Raw genomic sequence first — 19,124 nt, 5'->3', positions numbered from 1 at the left:
TTGTAGAAAACATATTTGACCAATCTTTCTATAAAGAATTAATCAAGTATTGGCCTAAAAGGTATTGGCTTGAACCGCCAACAAAAATTACCAAAAATTACGACCGAGGTATGGCTTGGTCGTATGGTGAGCCTGTGCCCGAAAGTTTTAAATACCACCCAACAGTGAAAAAAATGCTCGACTACTTACGGACAGAAAAATTCCAAAACCGCATTAAAAATTTTATTGGCAAAGATAAAGATTTTGTTTCGTATTCTTTCGCGATGCACAAATCATATCCCGGGACGCAAGTTGTGCCCCATCGTGACGGAATATACAACAATGATCTAGCTCAAAACGTTATCAACGTATTTTTCTTTGTTAATGGCAACGGAGGTAAAAATGCCGGAGGACTAACGTTAACCAACGACGCAATGGGAGACGATGTTATTTTTGAACCAACTAACTTGAAAAATTCTTGCTTGATTTACGATTCAAAAGCGCCATTCTACCACGGTTTCAAGCCTATGCGCTTAGGGCGATATCGATGGTCAATTGGCGCGCAATTCTTGGAGAAAGATTTTGTAGAAAAACAGTAACCACATGGGCAGGCTTAAAGCCTGTCCTTATTTAAACTCTTTTTTGATTCTCCATACAGCCGCAAATGCTTCCTTAACTTCTTGCAAAGAAAAGCTGGACTCCCCTCTTTCACGATTAACAAACACTGTTTTACGTTCAGCAAACTGCACCCCATTTTTATATAACTGGTATGCAATCTCAGATAAAACAATATAACCCGCTGATTTAAACTTTTCAAAGTCCAAGCTTTCAATCGCAGTGCGGCCATACACCCGGTAGCCCGTTGTGTAATCATGGATTGGGATACCTAAAACCAATTTAGCGTAAAAATTTGCCATGTGGCTAAAAAGCCTGCGCCTAATTGGCCAATTCTCGATTCGGCTGCCTTTGATATAGCGTGAGGCAATAACAACTTTGTTTGGTTCGGCTAATTTCATAAGTTCTGGCAATTCTTCAGGCGGATGAGAAAAATCCGCATCCATTTCTACAAAGTAATCATAATCTTGTTTTAAGCCAAATAGCAACCCTTCCAGCACAGCTGTGCCTCTGCCCGATTTAGATTGGCGCTTTATTAAGTAAATATTTTTATGCTGGCGTTGCTTTTCATTCACGATATTCCCTGTCAAATCATCGCCGTCATCCACCACCAAAATATCTAACTCTAAATCAAGCTTTAAAAGCCGATCTAATAATTCACCTATTGTCCCTTCTTCATTGTAAGTTGGCACAATCACTAAAATCTTAGACATATTTTTGAATGTAATAATCCACCGCCTTTTCCAACCCTTTTTCTAAATTAACCTTAGGTTTAACCGCATTTTTAAAAATTATTTTATTTGTCGGCTTGTCAGGCTTGCTTAAATCATGTTCAATCTTTAAAGGCTTGCCGCAAATTTTCAAAATCTTGGCTACCACCTGATTAACGGTGTAACTTTTAGCGTTGCCGACAATATACAAAAGTTTTTTGCCGCGCATAGCCGCCAATAAATTCGACACTAAATCATCAATGTACACAAATTGCATTTTACGAATTCCCTTGCCCCAAATTGTTAAACTGTTATTGCTTTTAGAAATTCGATCAATAATGGCGGGTATAAAATTAGCTGTTTTGGGATCGAAGTTATCACCCGGGCCGTAAATAGCGGCTGACCTCACTATCACAACTGGAATTTTTGATTGTTGATTAAAGGCTTTGATTGCAACCTCGTTAGCGTATTTGCCTAAAATATAACCGTCATTACTCCCCTGCGCTTCCATATAATTAACAATCGCCGAACTTAGATACACTACCTTCTTGACTTTTGATTTGCCTAGGGCTGCGAGAAACTGCATTAACGGCTTAACATTACCATCAAAAAATTCGAATGGATACTTAGTGTGATAGGCAATATTCTTCTTATAGCCAGCTAAATAATAAACTTCATCAATATCCTTCAATATCTTTTGGCAAAATTGTTTATCCTCTAATTTTCCATAATATACTTTTACGCCCGGGGCGGTAAATTTTTTTTTCCGGGTGGTTAAAAAAAGCTGATGGTTTATATTTCTCAGCTGTTCAATTAAATGCAATCCTACAAAACCTGCGGCTCCAGTAATCAATATTTTTTTCTTGCGCCGTGCCATTAATCAATTAGTTTAGCATTATTATTTTCCTCGTTTTTCAAATCGTATTCAGCCATCATCTTGACTAACTCTTTAAATTTTACTTTAGGCTCCCAGTTAAGCGTTTTTTTAGCCTTGCTGGCATCGCCTTGCAAATGATCAACCTCTGACGGCCGCAAATATCTGTCATCAAGTTCAATAATGGTTTTACCTGTCTTTTTGTCAATTCCCTTTTCGTCTCTCCCCTGGCCTTGCCATTCTAAATTAAAGTCCATATGCCGGCAGGTTTCTTCAACAAACTCCCTAACCGTATGTGATTCACCTGTAGCGATAACGTAATCATCTGGCTTTGGTTGCTGCATAATTTTCCAAGCCACTTCCATGTACTCCTTGGCATAACCCCAATCACGCTTGGCTTCCAGATTGCCAAGCTTTAAAATCTCCTGCTTGCCTAACTTAACTTTTGCCAAGCTTTGAGTGATTTTCTTGGTGACAAAATTTTCTCCGCGCCGTGGCGATTCATGGTTGAACATCGTTGCGTTCGTTGCGTGTATACCATAAGCTTCCCGATAATTTTTTATAATCCAATACGCATACACCTTGGCCGCGCCGTAAGGACTGCGGGGATAAAATGGCGTGTTTTCATTTTGTGGCGTTTCTACGGCCTTGCCAAACATCTCACTGGTTGAGGCTTGGAAGAATTTGGTCTTTTTTTCCAAACCCAAAATTCTTACCGCCTCAATCATGCGTAATACGCCAACGCCATCAACATTAGCGGTGTATTCAGGGGTTTCAAAAGACACTTGAACATGGGACTGGGCACCTAAATTATAAATTTCATCTGGCGCGACACGTTTAATAATCCTAAGCAAGCTTGAAGAATCAGTTAAGTCTCCGTAATCTAGATAGAAATTAGGGTTACGGTCAAATAAATGATGGTGTAAATGCTCAATCCGCCATCGGTTAAACGTTGATGAGCGACGAATTATACCATGCACTTCATAGCCTTTATCTAATAGAAACTCCGCCAGATATGATCCGTCCTGGCCGTTAATGCCTGTAATAAGTGCTTTTTTCATACCACATTGGAAATAAATGTTAATTTACTCTTCACTTTTTTACCCCGCAATTTCTAGCGGGTCATAGTTTAGCTATGTAATCTTTAACTGTTTTTACAATATAGTCAAGCTCCGCTTTTCTCATTCCTTGGTGGCATCCTATATAAAAACCATTGCTATTTATCCATTTGGCCACCGGAAAATTATTCTCTTTTAACTTATAAGTTTTTTTATAAAACGGCTGAGTGATTAAGGGAAACATATCGCGTGTTTCAATTCCTTTTTTTTCCAACGCATAGACTAAACTCTGTTTGTTGGCCCGGCTACCTTTCTTAATGGCTATCGGAAAAATCATAAATGAATGCTCCGCCCCTTTCGCCCGAATCGGTAATTGTAAATCTTTTTCAAGATCTTTTAGGCAGCTGATTAAATAAGATGCATTCTTTCTTCGCGTAGCTATAGTTTTATTAATTGTTTTAAGCTGGGCGCAACCCAAAGCTCCTTCTAATTCGGTTACGCGAAAACTATAGCCCGGCCTAACAAAATTAAATCGCCGAGAAATTACTTCTTGTAAATCTCGGCCAAACTTACCTTCATCATCATCAATGCTGATATAAATATTATCCCGGCCGTGATTGGCCAAGCTTCTTAAAACTTCTGCATACTTTTTATTGCTTGTTAGGGCCAGGCCACCTACTCCCGTAACAATTAAATGAGCCACGTAGGTTGAAAAGCAAGCGATATCACCAAAACTGCCAACCCGCTTGCCTTGATATTTAGCATACATAGTTTCTGCCGAATCCTCTATAACTTTCAACTTGTACTTGCTGGCAATCTTTAAAATTTTATCCATTGCGGCTGGCTGGCCAAACAAATGTACAGCCATAATCGCTTTGGTGTGCTTAGTTATTTTAGCTTCAATTTTGTCTGGGTCTATATTGTATGTTTGTGAGTCAACATCAACAAAAACCGGTTTTAAATTATGATCAACAATTACATTGGCGGTAGCTACAAAAGTAATAGCCGGGCAAATTACTTCATCGCCATCTTGCCACTTTTCTACCTCCTTCAAGCAAGCCACAGCTATACGTAATGCGCCGGTCCCGCTATTTACCATCACGCCAAATTTTGCTCCGTGGGCTTGGCTGAACTGCCTTTCAAAACGCTGAATAAACGGCCCGTAAGAAAGCCGCTTAGAACTTAAAACCTGGTTGATGTAGCGCTTAGCAAGCGGGCTAATTTCCAGACTGCCCACCCCCAGCTGTGACTTATTAACTGGCATTAATACTCAATATCGTTTTTGGCACTGATTAAATCGACATCTGATATTCCATCAAGTTCACTTAAAGACTTTGTAAAAACATCAATGTCGGCCACCTTGATAAATTTGACATTAAAACTGTACTCTAACCTCCGCCCGCTTTCTTTAGCTGACACATTAAGCAAATTATCATATTTCAAATATTTATTAAAAATGTCACGCATTTTATCGTTAGAAAATCTATCGGAGTGGGCTGTGAAATTTAAAACATAATCATATTTACGAATTGAACCAAAATTCATCTTAGTTAATGCATAAATAATAATTACTGCGAAAATAGTTGTTACTATCGCGATGCCGTAATTATTCGTGCCCGTGGCAAGTCCAATTGCTACGACCAACAAAATAAAAGCAATGTCTTTGCTATCTTTAATCGCCGTTCTAAATCTAATTAACGAAAATGCGCCAAATGCCCCAAAAGCGCGCGCCACACTATTGCCAATTACCATCATAATTACCGCGATCAAAACGCCAATTAAAATTAAAGTAAAAGTAAACCCTTGCGAATAAGACAAGCCTCGATGCGTATTCCGATACGTCAACGCAATAATATAAGATAATATAAAAGCTAAAATAATATTAAATACCGCAATTGTTAAATTAGCTGGTTCGAGCGTTAATCCGCTGGTAAAAAAATCAGTAGGCATATGTTATGTTACTTTATAATTATTATCATCAAATCGCGGCATATTGTGCCTAAGCGCATTACAATATTTTGAGTAAGCTAGGCGTTGCAATTGATATTTTTGAATAATTTTGTGAAACCAAACAGGCAAGATATTATTATATTTTAATTCCAGCACAGTTCCTTCAGGATAAACTTCAACCAGTCGTCCATGTACATCGTTTAAATCGTGCTGACGTCTGGCTTTAATGTTGTAATCAAAAGTGACTCTGAATCTTTGATCCCGCTTGCTAATTAAAGCTTTGCGGTCATAGCTTATAAACAATTTTGGTTGCATTGAATTACGTTGCTTGAACCAAAGTAATTCACTTAAAAACATATCCTCTGGATCTTGACGAAGCAGTTGCCTTAATGAATTATCAAAATTCTCCCTAGCGGCTTGGTCGGCTGTCAGCTTAATTCTGTCTTTAATTGCCAGGGCATCATTTTTTCTTTTTATCTCGGCAAAAATAGGAGTAACGCCTAAAGTTAAATTATTGTAGTAGCGAAAGCGCAATTTTTTCCTATCCACAATACCGCTTTCCTTATCCCAAAAACAACCGTAATCAGGGCTATCAAAATACAAGCTATTAACTTGATAGAAATCCTGGTCAGTTGCTTGAATATAAGGATCCCACGCCATGTATTTTAAAAGCGTTGGGATCAACTTGTCAGCCTTGGCTTTGGGTAAATAATACTTGAATTCGTATCTTTGAAAATGTAATTTAGCTTTTTCCATATTATAAATTTAAACCAATCGGTGCCTCTGCCCAATCTATGCCTAACCAATCCTTCAGCACCTGTTTATTCCCACTATTTACAAACAATATAGTATCGGTTGCTGGGCTAATTGTAAAGTCTTGGCTTAAAACCGGATATATGTTTATATTCCCCTCCCCTTCATAATCTTTTATATCGCTAAAATTAACATTAATTTCAGATTGTTCGTCAACTTGAACATCAATTTGATTATCCCAAATAATGCTGTTATAAACGCGGCCCACCCCACCGCCAAAAACCGGCTTTTTAACATAAGCGTTCAGTCCAATATCATTATTGACAATCACATTGTTTATAATTTGTACATCAGACGCGTCTTTAATTTCTATGCCAATCAAGCACTCATTTAATACATTGTTGTAAATTACCGTATCAACTGATCTCTCTCCCACGCTAATACATTTATCACCAGAGCCGTGAATTGTATTTTGATTAATCAAAACCGTTGAGCCGCTCAAATCAATGCCATCATTTCCGTTATTAACAAACAAATTGTTTGAGATCTCACCCTCTTTTATAAAATCAAAGTCAACCGCATCGGCGCTATTAACTGTGAAAGTGCTATTGGACAATTTAGCTTTAGCTGATTTAACGTTTAGCGCATCATCGGCGTTTGCCCGGGAGGCGGTAAGGCGTTCAATTACAACATCGTTATGATAAATTGACAGCATACCAGACATATACACGCCATTCACATAAGCGTCCTTGCCATTGTCAACAATAAAATATCGAAATCGGCTCTCTAAATCACTATTTAACACACCAAAAACTCCCCAAGGTTCAGTTGTCAAGCCAATAATTTGAATTGGCGCTACAGGTGTGCCTTCAGCAATCACGTTGCTGTAACTGATTATTGATGTACCCCCCGACAATCGTATGACCGTCCCGGGTAGTAACCGCAAGGTGTAACCTTGCGGCACAATTACAGTGTTAGTAAAAAAATAGCTTCCAGCCGGTAAGATTATTTCTTTACTACTTTCATTAATCAAAAATTGGGGATAGCTAGACTTAAAGCCCTCAACGTCAGTAATAGCTGCAAGCCTTGCCAAAGCTTGGCCATTTATAATTTTCACCCTGACGTCTCCTTTTTTAACTTTTCTGTCTGTTATCGCATTAACAAAATTAAATGAGACATCAGCTAAGCGGCTAGAAAATTGTTCGCTTGTAATATTTTGACTAACGATAAAAATTCGGTGGCGTGTTAGTTCTGTTGTGTATTGTTGATTATTATTAGGTGATACACGTTTGGTAGATAAAAGAGCATCACTTGGCTCACTAATTAATGTGTCGCTATTATCAAGTTCGCCGTTATTATTGTAGTCATAATAAAGTTTGAAATCGCTAAATACTTCCTCATCAACAAATTCAACATCAACTTCCCGCACAAAAAAATCAGCCAAGCTTTGCACGTGGGCATCAAAATAAGCTAAAACGCTTTGGCCCAAAAATGTTTGGCTATTATCATCCGTTACATTGACATCTACAAATATTATGAAATCATCAAAAATATCGCTGGCTCGATTAAAATTGTTAATTATCTTTTCACGATGGTCTTGGTAAACGCTATCGGCAAAACGGTTAGTGTAAACTTTCAGCCTGTCTTTATAAACCGAGGTTTTAATTTTATCGTATGTTTCGTCGTAATAATTTAGGTCGTCTTCCAAGTTATCCTTATCGCTGGCATAGGTGTACAAAAGTTTATTCTTTTTATGTAAAAATTTTGGGTTACTAAAAATACGGCGAGCTAAAGTCCCGTACAAGCCAACATTATTGCGATACGCATAATCACTCTCCACATCCCAAGGCACAAAATAAAATTTGCCGGACGTATTGTTAAATAGCAATCGCACATTGCCAAAGACTTGATGGGCAGAATTAATTAATTCTTGATGCACTTGCCAGTTGTAAAAATTTTCTTGGTCAACTAATGTAAAAATTTGCCGGTTAAATTGCTCATCCGAAGCATTATGCAACAAATCAAGCAAAGTATAAAGTTCAGAATAATGATCATAATTGAATTGGCTGTCGTCAACCAATTTTTCCCAGCGGTCTAAATTATCCCACAAAGTATCGGAACGAGTTATGCCATCTTCCCCTAAATTTTCCTCTCCATAAAAATTGGTTTCGTCTGGCACTTCCCACTTTGCTAGCATCTCTTGGCTCCAATTTTCTATCACAAAATAGGCGCCATGGTTACGGCCGTTAACATGCAAATTGGCAAAGCTGCTTGGCGGGTGCAATAAACCAAGCTTATCGGCGCGATAATTATTCAATTGCTCCATCGCAAAGTAACGGTCATCCACAATGATAAAGCTTAAACGCCTAATGCCATTAAATAGTTTGTCTTTATCAAATTTTACTAAATACGATTTCTTTGGTGCGTTCCAATGAATTGCGTTAGCGCCCCTATACCTTACGTCAACATCATACTCCTCGCCGCCGTAACTAAATTTTGCAGGCACCCAAACCGGATCGGTGTAAATCACGTTACCAAAACCTTCCGGCAAACTATCATTTAGCGTTAGGATATCTTCTGGTTTTATTTCAAGATCATAGGTTGGAATTTCATCTTTTTTAAAAGCATACGCGAAATAAGTCAAATCAGAAACTTTACGTAACTTCCAATACAAAGGCAATAGGCGCACCAGGGCTGGATTCTCCCGCAGTAGCTTGGCGCGATAACTTGGACTGGTTAATGATTTAAACATCGGAATGGCAACTAGGCCAATACCAACAAAAACCACAACTATGCCAATCGCAATCTTAACACCGCTATTTTTACGCCGAACTATTCGATTGAATAACCTCTTTAAATTCATAAAACTGCTTTAATGCTAGCTGCCCGTTTGGCCCAAGTATATTCTTGCACATCCTCAAAAGCTTTTTGGGCGAGCTTATTTCGTAATTGTTTATCTTTAATCAGTTTTTGTAAACCTTCGGCTAACTCTTCTGAATTATCCGGTGAGACTAAAAGCGCGTTTGAATCGTTTAAAACTTCAAGCGTACTCGGCAAGGTCGTCGCTACAATCGGCCGCTTAGCCGCCATATACTCAAACATTTTCATCGGCGACATATAGTGACGAAAATGCGTTGTGTCCGGAAACGGCATCATTAAAATATCAAAAGCCTGCTGGTATTGAGCGAGCTTATCTTGGCCCACGCGCGGTAATAAAGTGACGTGGTTGCCAACTTGTATTTGGCTTACCACATCTTGATAAAAACTAATATCTCTAATATCACCACCCACAGCCACAAACTGTATATTAGGAATATTGGGGATTAAAATTTTCAGCGCCTTTAAAATATCGGCAATGCCTTTGTCCATATTTTTAGTTCGATAACTGCCGGTGTATCCTAAAATAATTTTATCGGCTGGTAATTTAAGTTCTTGTCGTGCTTGTGCTTGACTAATGTCTACAGCAAATGTTGCTAAATCAACTCCATCGTGGGCTACTAGGATTTTATCTTCGCCCACACCCATTTTTACTAATTGACGCTTTAACTCCCCGGTCACTACAATTATGTGATGACAAAGTTTATAATACTTTAAATACAGGTCCTTGCGCCCGGGCAGCGAATGCCCTTCCCACACTACCTTCTTGAAAAACTTTTGTAAAATCGGTAACAAGTACGCGTCCCGAGTATAAACCACAGTATTAGTTTTTGGATGCTTTAGTAAAAATGGCACCAGCATTAAAAGGAAGAAAAAAATCTGAAATTTAATATAAATTCCGTTGGGTAACTTTATTAACCAATGCGGATCAAAAGTTTTTAATTGCATTAAAGTAAAATTCTTTTGGCTATGGTAATGCTCAAATGGGCCAATACTTTTAAAGTTGGGGTTGCGCCTGGTTGGCGTAATAAGTTTTACCGACAAGCCGGCATTAGCAAAAGCTTCGCACATTTTAAAAATTTGATAGCCGTGCGCCTTTTCGGTCGGGATTCTGATATTGGCAATATATAATAAATTCATGAAAGTAGTATTTCCTCTCCCTTGATGGGAGAGGAATAAGGTGAGGGTGATTATTTCATTCTTTCCACAATGGCGGTAAATTTTTAAGTATCTCAATGTTGTCAAACCTCTTACTCTGTTTGGCGCCAACTTCTTTTGCCCATGACGCCATTCTTTTAATCCCCTCTTCAAAACTAGTCTGCGCTTTAAACCTTAGCACATTATTCATTTTTGAATGGTCGGAAAAAGCAACCTTCACTTCATTGCGTTCCGGCAAGTAAGTGATGTTCGGCGCATTAATGCCAAACTCTTTGGATACTAAATTAGCCAGATGATTTACAGTAAATGGCTCATCAGCGCCGACATTAAAAATTTGGTTATACGCTTTTTCATTAAATGCCGCATCGGCAATTACGGGTGCTACGTCGCCAATATAGCTAAACGCCCGCTGTTGTTCACCGTCTCCAAAAATTGTAAACGGTTCTCCTCGCATGGCTTGGTTCATAAAAATTCCGATCACATTACGATATCTATCACCAATATTTTGCCTTTCACCATACACATTATGGGGCCGAAAAATCACATGATTTAAATCAAACATCCGCTTCGCGTTTTGCAAATCTAATTCCACGGCATATTTGGCAATGCCGTACGGGTCTTCTGGTTCTGGCTTCATATCCTCGGTCATCGGCGATTGCCCGGCGCCGTACACTGCGATTGAGGAAGTAAACACAAAACATTTGACATTGTGATTCACCGAAGCGTTTATCAAATTAATACTGCCCAACACATTGTTATTGTAATTGAACTTACGAATAAAATGACTCAAGCCTTCGGCCGCGTAAGCCGCTAAATGAAAAACGTATTCAAACTTGTGCTCATTAAATAATCTATTGATTAATTCCTCATCATTAACGCTGCCCTCAACAAATTCGGCTTTAGGATTCACATTCTCTTTAAACCCACCGCTTAAATCATCCAAAGCCACAACTTCGTGACCACGCTCAATTAATGCGTCCACAACATGTGACCCGATAAACCCCGCTCCACCGGTGACAATTATTTTGCTCATATTAATTTAAGAGTTATTTCTATAGACCCTTTCCCGGAATTGGGTAATCCTCCCCTGTTAAGGGAAGAGTGGAGGGGTTTTGTTAACCCCCTATATCCCCCTTGACAGAGGGATTTCCCTACCTCACCCTGCCCCTCTCCCCAAGGGAGAGGGAACGTTGATTCATGCGCCTCGCATATACTCGATATATTACTCATAAAATAATTGGATAACTATAGATAAGGTAGCTACTAATAAAGTCGCTAAACCAATAACAATTATTATATTAGTTTTGCGATCTTGCCCAGTCCTATATGAAAGTTCATACTGAGTAGTCCTGGCATTACACTTACGGCAATAGATAATGCCCTTGTCACTATCCCAGGGCTCCCACTGATGCTCATTACAATTAGACATAATTTTCTATAATATGTTTAAACTGGTTACCTAATGCGTTGGGATTAAATTCTTGTTCATATAATTCTTTACCATTTTGCGCTATTTTTTCCAATAACTGCTTATCGTTTTTTAACATCATTATTTTATCTGCCAAATCTGTCCCATCATCAACCTCGCAAAATAAGCAATGCACACCATCTTTTAAAATTTCATCTGCCGCCAGGCTTCGCGCCGTCACCACCGACTTTTGGCAGGCAAATGCCTCGTAAATTTTATTCGGTATAACTAATTGCACTTTAGATGACTTGCCAAATAACCCCAAGCAAACATCAGCATCATGAATATATTTTAATAATTCATCGCCTTGGGCTGGCTCATGCCATTCAACATTAGAAATATTTTGCACCTGCTGCAACTTTTTCCCATCTTTCATTTTCTTGCCGCCGCCCACAAATACAAATTGCACACCTTTATCCTGAAGCTTTTTGGCTGCTCCGAGCATTGTTTCTATCCCGTGTAGCGGCGTCATCCAGCCCCACCATAAAACCTTAAACCTACCGGATGACTTTTTGCCAGAATAATAAAATTTATCGTGCGCCCCAATCCATATTCGGGAAAACCTTTTCGGCTTAGCCTTAAACGTTTTAACAAAATAATCAATATGCGCTTGCGTATCAATTACAACATGATCTGCCAATCGGCATGCCAACCAATCTAATACATAATAATACCATGCTTTTGGCGATTTTGGACTGCATACTTGGCGATCATAAACCATTGTATTATAAAGCGATAAAAAAGCATCAAAAATAATGGGCTTACGGGATAACACTTTGGCTAACGGCATAATTAAATGCCCCATATACCCAACCACCATAACATCGTACTGATCCTTTATTTCTTTATGCCGATTAATTAATTCCGAATACTTTTTAAAACCTTTTGCCCGTGAATTACACATTATTATTTCCACGCCGTTTTGTTTTAAGCCGTCTAATAAAATTCTATTGCGCGGATAATCAGGATCAAAAATGCCAAAGTAACAAACTGTCATATTACATTTGCTTGCGCCAATAATCTAAAATAGAAGGTACTGTCTCGTCTAAAAAATCAATTTCCGGTCTCCAGCGCGTTGCTGCAATAAACTTACCATTATCCCCTATCATCACTCCGCCGTCTGTCGGGCGTCTGTCTTTTTCATCTCTAACGATTTTTATATCTTTAACTTTAGAAATTGAAATCAATTTTTCTAAAATATCTTTGATAGAAGTGCCTTTGCCCGAACAAACGTTATAGACATGGCCCGGCTGGCATTGATTGACCGCTAGCCAATATGCTCTCACCACGTCACGCACATCGCTAAAATCTCGCACCGCGCTGTCATCACGTACTCTTATTTCTGGTTCTTTTTTACCTGCCTCAATTTCGGCTACTTGCTTAGCAAAATTTGAAATGCCAAACACTGGTGGGCGGCCGGGTCCGGTATGCTGGAAAGCCCGGATGCGTATTATTTTTAATCCGTAATTTGTATAATATTGATAGCCCATAAAATCCTGAGCAACTTTGGATATCGCGTAAGGCGAAAGCGGCCTGAGAGGGTTATTTTCACTCACTGGATTTTCATCTTCGGCGATTGTGCCGTACTCTTCGCAAGAACCGGCAATCAGAACAACTGGACCAAAGGCATCATCTTTAATTGCCCGAATAGCTTCCAGTAAATTAGATTGCCCAATAATATTAGTCTCCAGAGTTTTTTCCGGATTTTCCCAAGATGTACTGACATAACTTTGAGCCGCCAGATGAAAAATAGCATCCGGTCTAATTTCACTAATAATAGTTTTTAATCTGTCTTTGTCTAAAATATTGCATTGCAAAATATTAACACTCAATTTTTTTATGACATCGTTAACATCTTTTAAAACCAGACCAAAAATTTCCACTCCAGGATGCTCTTGGGCTAGATACTTGACCAAATGAGTGCCAACAAAACCGTTAACACCGGTAATTAAAACTTTTTTTATCATGTTACTGTCATTGCGAGCGAAGCGTCGCAATCTCTACAATCGATAGCTTAAATCCTCCCATCGATTATTTACGCTATTAATAAGAATTTCTTTTCTTTTTCTGCTATAATTTTTTATCTGCTTTTCTCTACTTAAAGCATCTTGAACATTATCATACTCCTCATAATAAACCAATTTATCGACATTATATCTCTTAGTAAAGCCTTCAACGACTTTTTCTTTATGTTGACACACCCTATTTGCTAGATTGCTGGTAACTCCAGTATACAGAACTGTATGCACTTTATTTGTTAATAGATATATGTAATATTTTTTCATAACGAGAGATCGCCACGTCGCTAGCGCTCCTCGCGATGACAATTTTATTTACTGTCTAGTATGTTGTACTATATTTAAAAATTTATTAACTAAAACTTCGTAAGTATAATTTTGTAATACTCGTTCGCGCGCCTGTTTGCCAAATTTTTCTCTCATTGGTTTATCTTTTAACATTTTAACAATGGCTTGGCTCAATGCTTCGGCATTATTTTTTGGCACTACAAATCCGGTTTCATCGTTAATGTTAATTTCGGGACTCGCTCCGGCATCAGACGTAATGACAGGCACCCCGCAACTCATCGCTTCAATCGTTATCATACCAAAAGCTTCCATCCAAATTGAAGGCACCACCACCGCATCAGCCGCATTTATGTATTCTACTAATTCACTAAAAGATTTTTTACCTATAGGCTTGGCTATCTCCATAATACTAAGCTTATCAATCTCTGATTTCATCTTGTCGTCCTCTCCGCCGCCGATTAAAATTAGTTGAAAATCATTTATTTTTTTCCTAGCCTGAGTCGATGCTTCAAGCAAAATACCTACGCCTTTTTCAGCGAAGTTAACACGCCCAACGAATAAAATCGTTAATTTATCGTCTAGGCCTAGCTTTTGCCTCAACGACCTTTTGTCATGCATGGGCTTAAATTCATCCTCTTCAATCGCGACTCCAATAATTTCGGCTTTAGATTCATCAAGTCCTAACTTTTTGCCTTCTTCAATTGCGGCTTGGCTTAAGAAAACAATTTTATCAGCCTTTTCGTAAATTACATCGGCATATTTCTTATGCGTTTTGCGGTCTAGCAAAAATAATCCAAATTGATTAGCCAAAGACCGGGACAATTTTGCCATTATCTTGAATAGCGTATCATGCGCTAAAATTTCTTGAATTGGGCGATTAAAATGCCAGTGCCAAGCAGTAATTTGACGAAATATAAACGGGGCTTTGAGTTTTGACTTAATTTTAGATATGGCGTATCCGGTTTCTCTGGCCTGCCAAACATAGACTACATCTAAATTTTCTTGTTGGTCTAATTTTAAAACTTGTCTTTGGGTTTGTTTTATATATACCCATCGAATAATCCTATTAACAGGAAATACCTTGGCTTTGTTTAACATTGGTGGGTAGTATCGAATAACTTTAACTCCATCAATATTTTCACTTCCTTTTTTTGTAAATGATAACCAAGGAGCGACCACGAAAACTTTATGGCCTTTTTCTACCAAGACTCTCATCTTTTGAATAAAATAATGATACGAACCAAGATGCTCGCCAATCTCTTTTTCCGTGCCAAATTTATATGCCACAACACAAATTGTCATGTCCCAAATTGTTGAATAATCTTTTTTACCAAGTTATCTAAATTATGTTGGCTTGAAACCACCTGGAACATACTGTCTAATATATTTTCTAATTCTATGGTTGGTAATCTCATAAGCTCTGATATCTTTCTGGCTAACGCCTCAGGATTATTAGCTTCAACCATTAACGTGACTGGTAAAAAATCCTTAAATGCTTCGTTGGATGTCAAAACCAGGCAACGGGCGGCCATGGCTTCTAAAATGGCTTTATCTAAACTGCCTGTGCCTGATAAATTGATAAATAAATCAGATTTTTTCAATTCATCGACAATTTTCTCGTTTGGAACCCAGCCCTTAAATGAAATATTATCTCTTAAATTGTGGTTGGCAACAATTTTTAATAAAGCGTCGTAATAACTTCGTTGCGACTCTATTGGTACCCCGCCTATAATAGAAAGATGAATATTGGAATCGTTTTCCTGGACTAACTTCTTAACCGCCAAGATCATCGTTTCATAATCTTTAGTCGGCGAGATGCGTCCAACGGTCACAATATTAAAGCGTTCGTCAACGTGCTTAGTGTCTGAGGTTTTAAAACGGTCTAAATCAATGCCATGGCCCACAACTAACTTTTTGGCGGTGTTGATGCGAAAGCTATCAACCGAAGCGGTCAACACTTTAGCAGCCATCATAGCCATAAGCTTAGTTTTCCAAGTGACCGCGCGATGAGTGTACCAAGAAATAATTTTCTTACGCCGCAATAACGCATATGGCCACATGGCGATTGTATATTCTGGATTTTGATGGCAAAAAATTCCGTCAACTTCTGACACATGCTTCAAACAATATTTATTCCATAATTTAAACCTGGCAAAACGTGAGTTGTTACCTTCTTTGCCCAAAGAATAAATTTTAACATTATCTGGCAACCCCTCGGTATTGCCCTTTTCTAAACAAATTACCTTTAGGTCGTTCACATGCTGAGCGATTTTTTTAACCCACGTATAACTAAACCCCGCCAACGCATCGCCTTTGTCAACTTTTCTAGTAACCATTAATAACTTCATAAGATAACATTTAACCACCCTCCTGGCAGGAGAGGGCTGGGTGAGGTAGAAAAAGAAAAATTTTCACCCTCATCTTTATCCTCTCCCATCAAGGGAGAGGAATTATTTTTATAACTGTTCATAAATGTATATATTAGACCCAAAATGCTTAGCCAGGAATAAATCCCAATCAAAATAATTTGCCATCCGGCCCTCAACGCCAAAATGTAATCCGACATCGTTAGAAAAGCTCGCTAGCAATTTGTAATTTTTCTCATCTTGGAGCTCATTTTTGAGATAATAAATTGTTTTATCTTTCGGCAACTCAAAAGTCTCTTGGGTATGTTTATCAATAATTAACGGCTTAATATCTGAATATAAATCATTGGCAATAACGTTTTGGCATTTACTGGCGCAAAAATATTCTTGGTTAAGCTCGTAAGACGCTTTGTTTTTTGGCAGTTGTAAGGTCCAAATTTCGTTAACAACGACTGCGTTTTCTTTGTTTAGATTTTGGGCCACGTATATTTCAGCTAAGTTATAAGTTGTTGGCGCGGCTAAATAATAAATCGTAAACACAAAATAGAGTACTGAAATTGCGGCAACTCCGTAAAACCATCTGCTAAACGAATAATTAAAACTTAAAATTATAAAAAATATAAAAAATACTAAGGGGAATGAGTAGCGTGTGTATGAGTATAAATCAGTCGCCCAGTTAGCAACGACGCTGATACTTATAAAATAAGTCAGAAAATAAACAAGTGAAATAACCAAAAGTTTTTTGTTTTTTACTCTGCGCGCAATGCCAAATGGCAGCATCGCCAATAACAATGGGAAAAAAGCAAAGATCTTTGTAAGCTGTGCGCCAAATGATTGCAGTACGCTAGCTTCAGGGGCCGTATTAGTATCTAGCACCGGGTTGTAGTTAGTAAAAATACTTATGACTTGGTTTTTGACACTCGTAAAATTAAGCGCTGTAATCCCTGCGTAAATTATTAAACCAATTAAACTGAATAAAACCAATTTACCCAACAACTTTTTATTTTTTCTAAACCAAATCAAAAGTACTGGAATATTAATTAAAAAAATTGCATTGAGTGGGAAATTAGCGGCCGCCAAAAATCCTAAAACAATACTTTTTAAAGAGTGCCGCTTGGCCGAGATTTCATCATTTGCCATAATCGTTTGGTACAAATAATAAAACGACATCACAGCCAAAAGTGTGCTTAAAACCCACATCTTGCCCGTATGCAAAATCAAAACAGTCAGCATGTTGGTAAATAGCAAAATTAAAAATACCGTGCGCACGCCCCGATCATCAACTTCACGCTTTAACAACTTATAAATAAAGTATAAATAGCCCATTGCAAATATGGCGCTTAACGCCCGCGGGATTATATACACAAATTCCGGCGATTGGATTAAAAAGGATTTCAAAGCATCTAAGTTAAACCCAAAAAATGGTGACAATATGACCAAATAAAACGCAATTGCCACATAACTAAAAAAATAGGTCAACGTGCCGTATGGCACATCGTCGGGCGCCGGCAAAATTGTTTTATTCTCCATCGCGCGTAACACCCCACCGACAAAATAATTTTCATCCGCAATGATAGTCAGCTGTGGCAGTCCGTGCCAAATGCCAACAAAAAAGCTCAAGCCAAGTAAAAGTAAAGTTACCGTTTCTGGGTTCCAGTTAATGTTTTTTAGCGATAATAATTTCATGCCACAATCTCCTTCCAATATGTGATAATCTTTTGCGTGTTATTGCTAAACTTCTCCTTAACCAACTTCCTACCGTCCTCGCCCATCTTTTTGGCTTTCTTTGGATCATTTAACAACTCAAAAATCTTTTCAGCTAACGCTTCGGCATCGCCAATTGGTACTAAAAATCCATTATAACCGTCTTGAACAATTTCTTTCGCGCCAGTCGTTTCCGTTGCCACCACCGGCTTTCCGCACGCGTTAGCTTCTACTAAGACTTTTCCAAAGCTTTCTGAGGTCGAGGATAAAACTGTTAAATAGGACGAGTAGTAATATGCAGGCAAATCTTTCGATTTTTCATTAAAACTTACGACAATGCTGTCCTTTATTTCTTGCTTAAGGGGCAGAGTCCCTACACCTTCCGGACCAAAATGATAATTACCTACCAGCCATAATCCAACATTTTTATATTTATCATGCACCAGATTTATTGCCCTGCATAATGTATCAAAATCTTTAACCTTATCTTTTCTACCAACCATTAATATATGCTTTTTACCCTTCTGCATTTTAGAGCTAGCAAGACTTTCTATTTGCTTTTTATTCTCCTGTTTAACGTCGGGATAACGAATAAACCTTTCTATGTCCACCGGAGTTGATATAACTTTTATTTTATTAGAATCAAATCCCATTTTAATTAATCGATCCATCATGCCTTGGCTCATAACTCTAATAGCATCGGCTCTGTTCAGTACAAATTTTGAAATCAAGCTCCCCCACCATGAATTGTATCGCCTATCTTTCGATAATTTATTTCCAACGTAATCTCCATGAAGATTAATTAAAAGCTTTGCGCCGGTTTTCTTTTTAATAAAATACCCGGCTAGTCCAACAATCGGATCTTGGCAAACAATTAAATCAATGCCTTTAAACTTCTTGCCTATTTTTATTGCATCTAAAATAAATCCAATCGTGCCGTTTGAATTTGTCGGGTACGCTGTTACATTGTCAGAAATTTTATTTATGTCGTAACCTTTTTTAGACATGACAATAATATCGAGCCTTTCCACCCGTTTGCCATATTCAATGTGGCGCTCAACCACATCGCCAAGCTGCCCTTTCCCAAGCAATCCCCTGTCAATTGATAACATTAAGACATTCATATCATATTCCTCCCTTGTTAAGGGGAGCATGCCTGCCGGTAGGCAGGGTCGGACAGGTTAATTCTCCCTTTTTAAAGGGAGTACCCCGACGGTACGTCGGGGGGAGGGATTTGCTAGTGTTAACAAATCCTCCGGCTCGCAAGCTCGCCACCTCCTTTAGGAAAGGAGGGATAAACCCCCTG

Annotated in this window: 17 protein-coding genes; 1 reads left to right on the top strand and 16 read right to left on the bottom strand. The window is 38.4% G+C overall.

Features of this window, described 5'->3' with window-relative positions:
- A partial coding sequence (locus COT81_04695) for a hypothetical protein (protein PIS04817.1) occupies positions 1–578 on the top strand: 578 nt, incomplete at its 5' end.
- A 27-nt stretch (positions 579–605) separates the two neighbouring features.
- Here COT81_04695 and COT81_04690 read toward each other — a convergent pair.
- The 16 genes from COT81_04690 to COT81_04615 all read right to left on the bottom strand — a co-directional run bounded on the left by COT81_04690 (position 606) and on the right by COT81_04615 (position 18,972).
- On the bottom strand, positions 606–1,307 hold the full coding sequence (locus tag COT81_04690) for a dolichyl-phosphate beta-D-mannosyltransferase (GenBank protein PIS04816.1): 702 nt from the start codon (positions 1,305–1,307) through the stop codon (positions 606–608).
- The gene (locus tag COT81_04685; protein ID PIS04815.1) at positions 1,300–2,181 is read right to left on the bottom strand and encodes a hypothetical protein; all 882 of its coding nucleotides are present in this window, start codon (positions 2,179–2,181) and stop codon (positions 1,300–1,302) included. Before COT81_04685 ends, COT81_04690 begins: the two co-directional genes overlap by 8 nt.
- Positions 2,181–3,239 carry a GDP-mannose 4,6-dehydratase gene (gene gmd / locus COT81_04680; GenBank protein PIS04814.1) on the bottom strand — a complete coding sequence of 353 codons (1,059 nt, stop codon included), beginning with the start codon at positions 3,237–3,239 and terminating at the stop codon, positions 2,181–2,183. Before gmd ends, COT81_04685 begins: the two co-directional genes overlap by 1 nt.
- Before the next feature lie 61 nt (positions 3,240–3,300).
- Positions 3,301–4,500 carry a hypothetical protein gene (locus tag COT81_04675; protein PIS04813.1) on the bottom strand — a complete coding sequence of 400 codons (1,200 nt, stop codon included), beginning with the start codon at positions 4,498–4,500 and terminating at the stop codon, positions 3,301–3,303.
- On the bottom strand, positions 4,500–5,186 hold the full coding sequence (locus tag COT81_04670; protein PIS04812.1) for a hypothetical protein: 687 nt from the start codon (positions 5,184–5,186) through the stop codon (positions 4,500–4,502). The genes COT81_04675 and COT81_04670 overlap by 1 nt, the downstream gene beginning before the upstream one ends.
- 3 nt (positions 5,187–5,189) lie before the next feature.
- Positions 5,190–5,942 (bottom strand): hypothetical protein, encoded by a 753-nt coding sequence (locus COT81_04665; GenBank protein PIS04811.1) that lies wholly within the window; start codon positions 5,940–5,942, stop codon positions 5,190–5,192.
- A 1-nt stretch (position 5,943) separates the two neighbouring features.
- Positions 5,944–8,802, bottom strand: coding sequence for a hypothetical protein (locus COT81_04660; protein ID PIS04810.1), 2,859 nt, complete (start codon positions 8,800–8,802; stop codon positions 5,944–5,946).
- Entirely contained in the window at positions 8,799–9,956 is a 1,158-nt protein-coding gene (locus COT81_04655; protein PIS04809.1) for a hypothetical protein, read from the bottom strand. The genes COT81_04660 and COT81_04655 overlap by 4 nt, the downstream gene beginning before the upstream one ends.
- Positions 9,957–10,011: 55 nt before the next feature.
- Positions 10,012–11,007, bottom strand: coding sequence for a UDP-glucose 4-epimerase (locus tag COT81_04650; GenBank protein ID PIS04808.1), 996 nt, complete (start codon positions 11,005–11,007; stop codon positions 10,012–10,014).
- A gap of 388 nt (positions 11,008–11,395) precedes the next feature.
- Positions 11,396–12,439: a hypothetical protein gene (locus tag COT81_04645; protein ID PIS04807.1), complete on the bottom strand. Its 1,044-nt coding sequence runs from the start codon at positions 12,437–12,439 to the stop codon at positions 11,396–11,398.
- Between the two features lies 1 nt (position 12,440).
- Complete coding sequence (locus tag COT81_04640) at positions 12,441–13,406, bottom strand: GDP-mannose 4,6-dehydratase (GenBank protein PIS04818.1); 966 nt, start codon at positions 13,404–13,406, stop codon at positions 12,441–12,443.
- A gap of 36 nt (positions 13,407–13,442) precedes the next feature.
- A complete protein-coding gene (locus tag COT81_04635) occupies positions 13,443–13,727 on the bottom strand; it encodes an excinuclease ABC subunit C (protein ID PIS04806.1) in 285 nt (94 codons plus the stop codon).
- Between the two features lie 48 nt (positions 13,728–13,775).
- Positions 13,776–15,050 carry a hypothetical protein gene (locus tag COT81_04630; protein ID PIS04805.1) on the bottom strand — a complete coding sequence of 425 codons (1,275 nt, stop codon included), beginning with the start codon at positions 15,048–15,050 and terminating at the stop codon, positions 13,776–13,778.
- On the bottom strand, positions 15,047–16,096 hold the full coding sequence (locus tag COT81_04625) for a hypothetical protein (GenBank protein PIS04804.1): 1,050 nt from the start codon (positions 16,094–16,096) through the stop codon (positions 15,047–15,049). The genes COT81_04630 and COT81_04625 overlap by 4 nt, the downstream gene beginning before the upstream one ends.
- Before the next feature lie 108 nt (positions 16,097–16,204).
- On the bottom strand, positions 16,205–17,800 hold the full coding sequence (locus COT81_04620) for a hypothetical protein (protein ID PIS04803.1): 1,596 nt from the start codon (positions 17,798–17,800) through the stop codon (positions 16,205–16,207).
- Positions 17,797–18,972, bottom strand: a complete 1,176-nt coding sequence (locus COT81_04615) for a hypothetical protein (protein PIS04802.1) — start codon at positions 18,970–18,972, stop codon at positions 17,797–17,799. The genes COT81_04620 and COT81_04615 overlap by 4 nt, the downstream gene beginning before the upstream one ends.
- Positions 18,973–19,124: the final 152 nt, after the last annotated feature.

It is taken from the genome of Candidatus Buchananbacteria bacterium CG10_big_fil_rev_8_21_14_0_10_42_9 (assembly GCA_002773845.1).
Classification (GTDB): Bacteria; Patescibacteriota; Patescibacteriia; order Buchananbacterales; family 21-14-0-10-42-9; genus 21-14-0-10-42-9.
The sequence above is the reverse complement of the archived record's forward strand: the minus strand, read 5'-3'. Positions and strand labels throughout refer to the sequence as shown.